The 10,001-nt window shown below is 61.8% G+C and carries 13 protein-coding genes; 8 read left to right on the top strand and 5 right to left on the bottom strand.

The genetic code is table 11. The features are described from left to right. Window positions 1-122: 122 nt before the first annotated feature. The 5 genes from BKP54_RS29060 to phnF all read right to left on the bottom strand — a co-directional run bounded on the left by BKP54_RS29060 (window position 123) and on the right by phnF (window position 3,270). Window positions 123-662 carry a hypothetical protein gene (locus BKP54_RS29060; RefSeq protein ID WP_084815292.1) on the bottom strand — a complete coding sequence of 180 codons (540 nt, stop codon included), beginning with the start codon at window positions 660-662 and terminating at the stop codon, window positions 123-125. Between the two features lie 13 nt (window positions 663-675). Further along, complete coding sequence (locus tag BKP54_RS29055) at window positions 676-1,269, bottom strand: hypothetical protein (protein WP_084815291.1); 594 nt, start codon at window positions 1,267-1,269, stop codon at window positions 676-678. Then, window positions 1,266-1,865, bottom strand: coding sequence for a hypothetical protein (locus tag BKP54_RS29050; protein ID WP_057204649.1), 600 nt, complete (start codon window positions 1,863-1,865; stop codon window positions 1,266-1,268). The genes BKP54_RS29055 and BKP54_RS29050 overlap by 4 nt, the downstream gene beginning before the upstream one ends. Window positions 1,866-1,984: 119 nt before the next feature. Continuing rightward, window positions 1,985-2,437: a hypothetical protein gene (locus BKP54_RS29045; RefSeq protein WP_084815290.1), complete on the bottom strand. Its 453-nt coding sequence runs from the start codon at window positions 2,435-2,437 to the stop codon at window positions 1,985-1,987. 101 nt (window positions 2,438-2,538) lie between these two features. Further along, on the bottom strand, window positions 2,539-3,270 hold the full coding sequence (gene phnF, locus BKP54_RS29040) for a phosphonate metabolism transcriptional regulator PhnF (protein ID WP_107028367.1): 732 nt from the start codon (window positions 3,268-3,270) through the stop codon (window positions 2,539-2,541). Between the two features lie 90 nt (window positions 3,271-3,360). Between phnF and phnG the strand changes: the two genes are divergently transcribed. The 8 genes from phnG to BKP54_RS29000 all read left to right on the top strand — a co-directional run bounded on the left by phnG (window position 3,361) and on the right by BKP54_RS29000 (window position 9,944). Beyond that, on the top strand, window positions 3,361-3,828 hold the full coding sequence (phnG, locus tag BKP54_RS29035) for a phosphonate C-P lyase system protein PhnG (RefSeq protein ID WP_057204652.1): 468 nt from the start codon (window positions 3,361-3,363) through the stop codon (window positions 3,826-3,828). Next, window positions 3,828-4,436 (top strand): phosphonate C-P lyase system protein PhnH, encoded by a 609-nt coding sequence (phnH, locus tag BKP54_RS29030; protein ID WP_084815289.1) that lies wholly within the window; start codon window positions 3,828-3,830, stop codon window positions 4,434-4,436. Before phnG ends, phnH begins: the two co-directional genes overlap by 1 nt. Before the next feature lie 3 nt (window positions 4,437-4,439). Then, window positions 4,440-5,546: a carbon-phosphorus lyase complex subunit PhnI gene (locus BKP54_RS29025; protein WP_025429073.1), complete on the top strand. Its 1,107-nt coding sequence runs from the start codon at window positions 4,440-4,442 to the stop codon at window positions 5,544-5,546. Continuing rightward, complete coding sequence (locus tag BKP54_RS29020) at window positions 5,543-6,421, top strand: alpha-D-ribose 1-methylphosphonate 5-phosphate C-P-lyase PhnJ (RefSeq protein ID WP_057204658.1); 879 nt, start codon at window positions 5,543-5,545, stop codon at window positions 6,419-6,421. The genes BKP54_RS29025 and BKP54_RS29020 overlap by 4 nt, the downstream gene beginning before the upstream one ends. Then, window positions 6,418-7,194: a phosphonate C-P lyase system protein PhnK gene (phnK, locus tag BKP54_RS29015; RefSeq protein ID WP_025429075.1), complete on the top strand. Its 777-nt coding sequence runs from the start codon at window positions 6,418-6,420 to the stop codon at window positions 7,192-7,194. The genes BKP54_RS29020 and phnK overlap by 4 nt, the downstream gene beginning before the upstream one ends. Before the next feature lie 65 nt (window positions 7,195-7,259). Continuing rightward, complete coding sequence (gene phnL, locus BKP54_RS29010) at window positions 7,260-7,967, top strand: phosphonate C-P lyase system protein PhnL (protein WP_025429076.1); 708 nt, start codon at window positions 7,260-7,262, stop codon at window positions 7,965-7,967. Further along, window positions 7,964-8,578 (top strand): DapH/DapD/GlmU-related protein, encoded by a 615-nt coding sequence (locus BKP54_RS29005; RefSeq protein ID WP_084815288.1) that lies wholly within the window; start codon window positions 7,964-7,966, stop codon window positions 8,576-8,578. Before phnL ends, BKP54_RS29005 begins: the two co-directional genes overlap by 4 nt. Before the next feature lie 694 nt (window positions 8,579-9,272). After that, window positions 9,273-9,944 carry a peptidylprolyl isomerase gene (locus tag BKP54_RS29000; protein WP_245317920.1) on the top strand — a complete coding sequence of 224 codons (672 nt, stop codon included), beginning with the start codon at window positions 9,273-9,275 and terminating at the stop codon, window positions 9,942-9,944. Window positions 9,945-10,001 lie beyond the last annotated feature (57 nt).

Genomic DNA, 10,001 nt, shown 5'->3' with positions numbered 1-10,001 from the left:
TGTGATAGTGTCTGCCACGGCCCGTCTCCTATGCATGAGGCTCTGTGCGAGGATAACTCACGCAACCCTCGATACCTGCATATTGTGAGACGGGTCACCCGGTCCCAAGGCGAACATTTAGTCTAGCTACGCTTCCACTTGAAAACGAGCGTGCCGTCGTCTGCTCCCAAAACCTCGACCACGAGCGAAAGATCGCTTGCCTTGGCCGGCACCATAAAACTTTCCGCCATTCTGACTGTGCCGCCGTTTCCGGCATTTGCAAAAGCGAGGCTCGAACAGCGCGGGCGATCCGCCACTTCGGGATACATCTCGCGCACGATTGGTTCCGTCAGCATCAAGGGCTCGAAGCGCCGCCCCTCCGCATCCACCAGCCGAACGCGGCACGCACTCTCAGCCAGCATTGCCAGATCTTTCGGTTCGCTCTCGAATTCCGCCAGAACAACGCGCGCGTCATCAGATGGACCGGGCAGTCGTTTCAGATCCGCAAGCTTCCATTGCCCGCCCGCATAGGGCTGGACCACACCGCTTTCGACGATGATGTCGCGCTTACCGGAAAACAAAGGCATCTCACGCAAACTATCCCAGGTGTGGACCACTATCGCCAATGGCAGCACGGCGACGAGTGCCACGAGGCAGGTCCAGAACAGGCGTCTTTCGCTCATGACCTGCCTCTCGTCATTTTGCAGCCAGCGTCCACGGCATGCTGCCGCTGCCGCGCGCAAGCGTGATCGATGGTTTGATTTCCAGCGGTGCCTTCTGGTCGAGCGCGATCCAAAGTTCTTCGCCGAGAGGGGTCAGACCAGAGCGCGCGATGAGCAGACGACCGCCGCTGATCGCCGTCTCGGGCAACTCGAATGCTACGAGCACCGGCTTGGGCAAGCCCGGCTCCAGTCGCTCCGTCGGCAGATAGCCACGCATGGTCGAGAAGCGTTGACTAAGGGCATAGCGGATTCCGCTTGGCGACAACCATTCCGCTGATAGCAACGTAAGGCTCTCTTTCTTGGCAACCGCTGCACCTTCGATGACCAACCAGACACCCGAGCTTGAATAGTCGCGCACCCGTCCGAAGCTCTCGGTCTTGACCGCCCGCGCCAGATGCACATTCGCGGCACCATAGGCAAAGGCATGGCTTTCCACCCGCTCGCCCGCTTTGCCACGGATCGCAATCGGCGACGTGATATCGCCATAGCCCGGCGTGTTGTGCTGCATGGCGTAGAGCACGAGAGCGCCAAGTCCGAGCAACAGGATTGTACGCAACCCGGCGATCATCGCACTGCCTCGTCCGTTTGCCCGCTTACGGCCAGTTCGACGATGGCGGCCTTGCCGTCATCAAACCATCCGGGCGCGCCATAGAGATTGTCGCGCGGTTTGTAGATCTGCTTGGCGACCGAAAAGCGCAGCGCCTTCGGGTTCGGCAAACCCTCCGGCCATTCCCAAACAGCGATGAGTTTCTCCGGCATGCCAGGGTTGATCGCGCTCGCGATCCATTTGTCACGGGCGAGGTAGTAGACCGGCTCTGGAAGTTGGACCGACATCGGCGTCTCGATCGAGACGAGCTGCATGAACGCATTGCTTGTCGCGGCCGAGCGATTGTCGAGTTCAAGGTCGACCGTCAGGAACCGCTTGGGGTCGACTGGCTTGGTTCCCGTAGGGGGAACTTCCGCCATCGAGGCATTGTTTATCGTGATAACCCAACGACCTGTGTCGATTGGCTCGCCCATCCTGGCAAGCTCAACGGGAGCGGGATTGGCCGCCTGATAGACTGCGGTTGCGAAGGAGGCGGCCGCAGCCGCCATGCCTCCGATGCCCGTCACGAGCATCGCCAGAAGACGCCGCTTCAATTTCGACCGTCGCGCGATCGACATCGCACCTCCGCCCAGGTTTGATCGCTCCTGCAACCGCAAGATAGTATGGCTTGGCCGAGAAATCAAAGTTCTCAGGCTTTTCAGCAGTCCCCATCGCACTACGGCAGGCACCGCCGAGATCATTCTTCACTTATCTTGATCTTGCGGACCTCTCCAAAACTCTTGTCTAAGGCGGGCAGCCGCCTCTCGTAGTTGACCTTGACATGGGGGTACGCACCGTGGTCGCTCTCCTTCATCAGGACGACGACCAGCCGACTGTCTGCGAGGGAGAGATGCACCTCAAACGGTTCATCCGCCTGTTTGGCGCCGATGTTAGGCCGCCATCGCCCAGTTCCGCTGGCGTAGGATGTCGGGCCGTAACTGTTGGCAGTCACAACTGCCGACCAGCCCGCTCCGCTGACAACGGTAAGGACAGTGCCGTGCCGAACAACGCTGAGGCAGCCTTGGCAGCGTATGAGCGTCGCGCCCACTTCGCGCCAGAGCCCAGAAATTCCGCTATCGTCCGCCCGCACGGATTGCGCCGCCAGCAGCAAAGTACCGATCAAAACCAGTAAGCCTACACGTCCGCTCACCGAAGCTCGTCTCCACCAATCCGTTCAGACATTTCCTATTGGTCGACTGGGCACGAAGATCAACTTTTGCAGGCAAAAACGAATTAACGCAACCCGGCAGATTACGTTTCGATCCGCAATTTCATTCGGTCGGCGGCAAAACAGCTGCGGGAATACTCCACGGGCTTGCCGTCGAGGTCCGCATTGACCGACTGCGCCTCCAGCACGATCGCACCAGCCGAGAGTTTCAGCATCGAGAGTTCGTCGCTGTCGGCATGGCGGGCGACGATCTCGGTCGAAACGCGCACGTAGTCGTCAAGGCCGTGGGCGGCAAACGCTTTGGTTACGGAATGCCGTTGCTCGAACTCTTCCGCCATGCGGGGAAACCGGGCGGCGGGATAGTAACTTGACGAAACGGAGAGCGGACGGCCATCGCCGCTGCTGACGGTGCGCAATTCGATCACCGGTTCACCCGGCGCGATACCCAGTGCCGAGGCAATGTCGCCAAATGCCTTCAGTTCCGCATGGCCGAGCAGGCGGGTGCCGATCTCCTTCACCTGCCGGCCGAGACCCTGCGAGAAGCGGGTGCGACGCGAGATTGGATAGCTCACCCTCTCCTTGCGCTCGATCATCGTACCGCGGCCCTGGACGGCACGAACCAACCCTTCCTCGGCAAGGGCTGCCAGTGCACTCCTGACGGTGTGCCTGTTGACGCCAAACTCGCCCGCAAGCACTGTTTCGGGCGGCACCATGCCGGCAGCGTCGTAGTCGCCATTGCTGATCGCCAGCCGGATCCGGTCTGCGATCTGCCGCCAGAGTGCGACCCCTGTCTGCCGTTCAACCACTTTTCGCATTGCCATGTCACAAGCCTGTCATTTGCGGACGCTAAGGAAAAGTATAAGATGTACACTTGTCTAGATCAATAGACATTTGAGGTGAAAATGATGGATGCGAAGCTGAAACAGGAAAGTCCGCCGGAGATGGCGCGCAAGGAAGGCATGCGGCTGCTGGCCCGCGCGTCTTCGGAAGAGCTCATGGCCGCCTGGGAGGCACTTGCCGACAAGCCTGATGTGTCGCCCGTGCGCGGACCGGAAACGGGCTTGGTCATGGTTCGCGGCCGCATCGGCGGCGGCGGCGATGCCTTCAATCTGGGCGAGGCAACCGTATCGCGCGCAACGATCCGGCTTTCGACCGGCGAAATCGGCCATGGCCAGTTGCTGGGCACTGACAAGCAGCGCGCCCGCCTTGCTGCAATCTTCGATGCGCTCTTCCAACGTGAAGCCGACCGCCCGGCCGTCGAGGCGCTTCACCGGGCAATTGCTTCGCGCATCGAGGCGGAGGACCGCCGCAGCGCAGAGGAAACCGCCGCGACCCGCGTCGACTTTTTCACCATGGTTCGCGGAGACGACTGATGGCCAGCCAATCGCAAATCTATGCCGGCGCCTTCGCCGACCCGGTGTTTTCCGCCCAATCCGTATTCAAGAGCCTGATGGACGGCTTTGCCCGCCCGGGGCAGATCATCCGCCTGGAGGCGTCGAGCATCCCGCCGGCGCCAATGGGCGCGGCTGCCGGAGCCGTGGCCTTGACGCTGTGCGATCACGACACCGCAGTCTGGCTCACGCCCGCCCTTGGCAAATCCGCAGTACCGCAGTGGATCGCGTTCCACACCGGCGCACCGGTGACGGACACCAAAACCGATGCACGCTTTGCCTTTGTCGAGAAGGGCGCGCCGGTTCCGGGCTTCGACCAGTTTTCGCTCGGCACGCAGGAATACCCGGATCGCTCGACGACGCTCGTCATCGAGATTGAGGCGCTGACCGGCGGCGAACCGCTGACCGCCCACGGACCTGGTATCAAGGACGACATCACCATTGCGGTGCGTGGCCTGCCTGAAGTCTTCCTAGACTTTTGGAGCGCCAACCGCGCGATTTTCCCGCGCGGCATCGACCTCGTGCTGACATCAGGCGACAGCGTTCTCTGCCTGCCGCGCACCACCCGACTCGTTCGCCAGAAGGTTTAACCCATGTATGTTGCAGTGAAGGGCGGCGAAGCCGCCATTGCCAACGCCCATCGCCTCCTTGCCGATCGGCGCCGCGGCGACCGCGCCCTACCGTCGATCACCATCCAGCAGGTCGTCGAACAGCTCGGCCTTGCCGTCGATCGCGTCATGGCCGAAGCCTCGCTTTACGACCGTGAGCTCGCAGCCCTTGCCGTGCGCCAGGCGCGCGGTGACATGATCGAGGCGATCTTCATCCTGCGCGCCTACCGCACGACGCTGCCGCGCTTCGGCTATTCCGAGCCGGTCGATACCGCGACCATGAAGGTCGAGCGCCGCGTCTCGGCCACCTACAAGGACCTGCCCGGCGGACAATTGCTGGGCCCAACCTTCGACTACACCCATCGTCTGCTCGACCCCTCGTTGATCGACGACGCAGCGGTCGAGGAGCCGGCCGTCAAGGAGCCTGGCGAACATGTGATGCGCGTCTCCGACATTCTCGACGGCGAAGGGCTGATCGAAGGCGACGGCCGCATGCCCGAAGGCCATGTCATGGGCGACCTCACCCGCGAGCCGATGGAATTTCCAATGGCCCGCGACCTGCGCCTGCAGGCCCTGGCACGCGGCGACGAGGGCTTTCTGCTGGCGCTCGCCTACTCGACCCAGCGCGGCTATGGCCGCACGCATCCCTTCGTCGGCGAAGTCCGCATCGGCGAAGTCGAAGTCGAACTGGACCTGCCCGAGCTCGGCTTTGCCGTCTCCCTCGGCGTCATCCGCGTCACCGAGTGCCAGATGGTCAACCAGTTCATGGGATCGGCGAAACAGCCGCCGCAGTTCACCCGCGGCTACGGCCTCGTCTTCGGCCAAAGCGAACGCAAGGCCATGTCGATGTCACTCGTCGACCGCGCGTTGCGCACCGACGAATTCAGCGAAGACATCGTTGCGCCGGCGCAGGACCAGGAATTCGTGATTTCTCATGCGGACAACGTGCAGGCGACCGGTTTCGTCGAACACCTGAAGCTGCCGCACTATGTCGATTTCCAGGCTGAACTCGACCTCGTTCGGCGCATGCGCCGCGACTATGACGCTGCCCGCGCCGGCGGCCAGGACGGCATGAAGGAGGCCGCCGAATGACCGACCTTGCCACCTACAACTTTGCATATCTGGACGAGCAAACCAAGCGGATGATCCGCCGCGCCATTCTGAAGGCGATCGCCATCCCAGGTTACCAGGTTCCCTTCGCCTCGCGCGAAATGCCGATGCCCTACGGCTGGGGCACCGGCGGCGTGCAGGTTACCGCGTCGATCCTCGGACCGAAGGACGTGCTGAAGGTCATCGACCAGGGTGCCGACGACACCACCAACGCCGTGTCGATCCGCGCCTTCTTCCAGAAGGTCGCCGATGTCGCAGTGACGACGAAGACTAAGGAAGCAACCATCATTCAGACGCGCCACCGCATTCCCGAGGAAGGCCTCAGGGAGGGCCAGACGCTGGTCTACCAGGTACCGATCCCGGAGCCCCTGCGCTTCCTCGAGCCGCGTGAGACCGAGACCCGCAAGATGCACGCGCTCGAAGAATACGGGTTGATGCATGTGAAGCTCTATGAGGACATTGCCCGCAACGGCCATATCGCCACCACCTATGCCTATCCGGTGAAGGTCGAGGGTCGCTACGTCATGGATCCCTCGCCGACGCCGAAGTTCGACAATCCGAAGATGCACATGTCGGAAGCGCTCCAGCTTTTCGGCGCCGGCCGTGAAAAGCGCATCTATGCGGTTCCGCCCTATACCGAGGTCGTCAGCCTCGATTTCGACGATCACCCGTTCGAAGTGCAGAAGTTCGACAAGCCCTGCGCCCTCTGCGGCGCCGAGAACGTCTATCTCGACGAAGTGGTGCTCGACGACAAGGGCGGACGCATGTTCGTCTGCTCCGACACCGACCATTGCGAAGACCGCCGCGACTGCGGCCATGCTGGACACATGCTTGCCCGCCAGGAGGCCGCAGAATGAGTGCCGTACCGCTTCTGAAAGTCAACGACGTCTCGAAATTCTACGGAAGCCGCATCGGGTGCCGGAACGTCTCCTTCGACCTCTTCCCCGGCGAAGTGCTGGCGATCGTCGGAGAATCCGGTTCGGGCAAGACGACGCTGCTCTCCTGCCTTTCGACCCGGCTGATGCCGACCTCCGGCATCGTCGAATACCATATGCGCGACGGCCAGTACCGCGATCTTGCCCGCATGGGCGAGGCCGAGCGACGCTTCCTGATGCGCACCGACTGGGGCTTCGTCCACCAGAACCCGGCCGATGGCCTCAGAATGACGGTCTCGGCCGGTGCCAATGTCGGCGAGCGGCTGATGGCCGTTGGCGACCGGCACTATGGCAACATCCGTGCCGCCGCCAGCGACTGGCTCGAGCGTGTCGAGATCGGCATCGACCGCATCGACGACCAGCCCCGCGCGTTTTCGGGCGGCATGCGTCAGCGCTTGCAGATAGCCCGCAATCTCGTCACCTCCCCTCGCCTCGTCTTCATGGATGAGCCGACCGGCGGCCTTGACGTTTCGGTGCAGGCTCGCCTGCTCGACCTCGTGCGCGGCCTGGTGCACGATCTCGGCCTTGCCGCCATCATCGTCACCCACGATCTCGCTGTCGCACGGCTTTTGTCGCACCGCATGATGGTGATGAAGGACGGCGCCGTCATCGAGCAGGGGCTAACCGACCGCGTGCTCGACGATCCGCGCGAGCCCTATACCCAGCTCCTCGTCTCCTCCATCCTGCAGGTATGACGCATGATGCCGAAAATTAAAAATCTGTTTTCGATCAAGATCATGCGCAAAGGAAAGTAAGAATCATGGCTACGCCCCTTGTTGTTTCCGAAGTCGCCAAGAGCTTCACCATGCACCTGCGCGACGGCGTGCGCCTGCCTGTCGTCGCCAACGTCTCCTTCTCGGTCAAATCAGGCGAATGTGTCGTCCTTGGCGGCCCCTCCGGCGTCGGCAAGAGCTCGATCCTAAAAATGCTCTACGGCAATTACGGCGTCGATGAAGGCCAGATCCTGATGGAGCATGACGGCAAGCTGGTGAACCTCGCAACCGCCGAACCGCGCACCGTGCTTGAAGTCCGGCGCGCAACGCTCGGATATGTCAGCCAGTTCCTGCGCGTCGTGCCGCGTGTCTCTGCGCTCGATATCGTCGCCGAGCCGCTGCAGGCGCGTGGCGTCGCCATGGAAGATGCCCGCGCACGTGCCGCCGAGCTTCTGTCTAAGCTCAACCTGCCGAAAGAACTATGGTCGTTGCCGCCAGCCACGTTCTCCGGCGGCGAACAGCAGCGCGTCAACATCGCCCGCGGCTTCATCACCGACCACAAGATCCTGCTTCTCGATGAGCCGACGGCTTCGCTCGACGCGAAAAACCGTGCGGTGGTCGTCGAGATGATCGCCGAGAAGAAGGCGAAGGGAACGGCATTGATCGGCATCTTCCACGATGAGGAAGTCCGCGACGCGGTGGCTGACCGCATTCTCGACGTGTCGGCCTTCTCGCCGCGAAAGGCCGCCGCATGAGCCAGAAACTGGGGCTCGAGCCTTTCATCCACCCGACCGCGAGCGTCAACAACTCGACGCTCGGCCGCTATACCGAAGTCCAGGAGCGCTCGCGCCTGGAAGAGGTCGAGTTCGGCGACTACTCCTACATCATGCAGGACGGCTCGATCTGGTGCGCGACGGTCGGCAAATTCGTCAATATCGCTGCCGCGGTGCGCATCAACGCCACCAACCATCCGACCTGGCGCGCAACGCTGCATCACTTCACCTATCGCGCTCCGAACTACTGGGACGATACCGAAGTCGATCACGATCTTTTCGCCTGGCGCCGGTCGAACCGGGTGACGATCGGCCATGACGTCTGGATCGGTCACGGTGCGACGGTGCTGCCAGGCGTCAATGTCGGCAACGGTGCGGTGATCGGAGCCGGCGCTGTCGTCTCCAAGGACGTGGCACCCTATACGATCGTCGGCGGCGTGCCGGCAATGCTCATCCGCGATCGGTTCAATGCCGGTATCGGCGAACGGATGGACAGCCTTGCCTGGTGGGATTGGGACCATCAGCGCCTGCGCAAGGCGCTCGACGATTTCCGCGAGCTGACGGCCGAAGAGTTTCTCGTTCGCTACGCCTGAGCACGCCGACATCAGCGCCGCAGTTGGGGCCGAAGCTGCCCCGCGGCAGAAACGCCTCGAAAGCCCGGATTGGTGGGGGGGTGCGGACGGTAGGGAGCGTCATGTGAAATTGGATGTTCGCCGTCGAGCGCGCTTTCTTCAGTCCTGGATTGCAAACTAACTGATTGCAACTAGTATATATCACCCAGAATCACAAAGCTTATCGGGGGTAAGGACAATCATTTCTACCGACAAAGAAAGCCGACAGGCATCCGCAAGTTAAACCGCAGTGCGCGATAGGGATATACACTATGCAAGCGGGATAAAGCCATGCGAAGTGACGTAAACATCACCTCGAATACATATTGCAGATTATGCCGTTCCGGGCGCATAAATGTCATCGGCACCGCCCTGGAAAAAAGGTGGCGGACGTTGGCCGAATAGAGGAACTGCACTGACCTTGTGACTTTGAATTTTCTTCTCTGCCACTCACCGGAAGGAACACGGAGATGGCTGTATGAAGTTGCTCAGAGAACCTCTACTGCATTTCGCCGTCGCCGGCGCGCTCGTGTTTTGCGGCTACTCATGGCTGCATGACAAGCGGGCTGAGGACGGGGCTGAACCTGTCCGCATCGGCGAGGGCGACATCCGATGGCTGAGGCAGACGTGGTCGAGCCAATGGTTACGTGATCCGACCGCCGGCGAGTTGAAGGGAATGGTCGACGGTCTCCTGAACGAAAGGCTTCTGGCACGCGAGGCCAAGGAGATGGGCCTCGATCAGGATGACACCATCATCCGCCGCCGCCTGGCGCAAAAACTCAAATTCATGATTGAGGACACCGCCCAACTGGCTGAGCCGACTGAGGCGGAACTGCGGAAATTCTACGCCGCCAACTCGTCGCGCTTCGAGACGCCTGGCAAGTTGTCGTTCAAGCAGGCCTACTTCAGTCCCGAGCGCCGCGTTAACGCTGCGGCAGACGCCAAGGCGGCGCTCGCCAAATTGAACGGCGGCGACGTCGAGCCGGCGGCAGGCGACCGGCTGCTCCTCGGGAACAGCTTCGACGATGCAGACGCAGCGGCTATTTCGGCCATGTTCGGTGCCGATTTCGCGCACGACGTCCTGGCACTTCAACCGGGCGGGTGGAGCGGACCGGTGAAATCCGGCTATGGCTTCCATCTGGTGTTTGTCACACAGCGCGCGTCGGCAACTCCGAAACCTTTCGAAACGGCGCGCGACGCTGTCCTCGCCGAGTGGCGCAGCGCGAAGCAAGCCGAACTTACCCGCAATTATCTCGCCGAGCTTCGCAGGAAGTATGGAGTCGAACTGGATGACGGCGTGAGCGCGACTCTGGGTTCCGAGCTCGCGTCGAAGGCGGCTGCGAAATGAGCGGGCGACCCCGCCCATCCGTGTTCGAGCGAGAGGTTTGCTCCGCAGCCAGGTTGG

It is taken from the genome of Ensifer sp. 1H6, assembly GCF_001976035.1.
GTDB classification, from domain to species: Bacteria; Pseudomonadota; Alphaproteobacteria; order Rhizobiales; family Rhizobiaceae; genus Ensifer; species Ensifer canadensis.
This window is presented reverse-complemented; position numbering and strand designations above follow the sequence as displayed.

Excerpts from the sequence above, each read along its gene's own strand:
- BKP54_RS29020 (WP_057204658.1), top strand. The coding sequence starts at position 5,543 with ATGACCGACCTTGCCACCTACAACTTTGCATATCTGGACGAGCAAACC.
- phnK (WP_025429075.1), top strand. The coding sequence starts at position 6,418 with ATGAGTGCCGTACCGCTTCTGAAAGTCAACGACGTCTCGAAATTCTAC.
- phnF (WP_107028367.1), bottom strand. The coding sequence starts at position 3,270 with ATGCGAAAAGTGGTTGAACGGCAGACAGGGGTCGCACTCTGGCGGCAG.
- phnG (WP_057204652.1), top strand. The coding sequence starts at position 3,361 with ATGGATGCGAAGCTGAAACAGGAAAGTCCGCCGGAGATGGCGCGCAAG.
- BKP54_RS29055 (WP_084815291.1), bottom strand. The coding sequence starts at position 1,269 with ATGATCGCCGGGTTGCGTACAATCCTGTTGCTCGGACTTGGCGCTCTC.
- phnH (WP_084815289.1), top strand. The coding sequence starts at position 3,828 with ATGGCCAGCCAATCGCAAATCTATGCCGGCGCCTTCGCCGACCCGGTG.
- BKP54_RS29005 (WP_084815288.1), top strand. The coding sequence starts at position 7,964 with ATGAGCCAGAAACTGGGGCTCGAGCCTTTCATCCACCCGACCGCGAGC.
- BKP54_RS29060 (WP_084815292.1), bottom strand. The coding sequence starts at position 662 with ATGAGCGAAAGACGCCTGTTCTGGACCTGCCTCGTGGCACTCGTCGCC.
- BKP54_RS29025 (WP_025429073.1), top strand. The coding sequence starts at position 4,440 with ATGTATGTTGCAGTGAAGGGCGGCGAAGCCGCCATTGCCAACGCCCAT.
- BKP54_RS29050 (WP_057204649.1), bottom strand. The coding sequence starts at position 1,865 with ATGTCGATCGCGCGACGGTCGAAATTGAAGCGGCGTCTTCTGGCGATG.
- BKP54_RS29000 (WP_245317920.1), top strand. The coding sequence starts at position 9,273 with ATGGTCGACGGTCTCCTGAACGAAAGGCTTCTGGCACGCGAGGCCAAG.
- phnL (WP_025429076.1), top strand. The coding sequence starts at position 7,260 with ATGGCTACGCCCCTTGTTGTTTCCGAAGTCGCCAAGAGCTTCACCATG.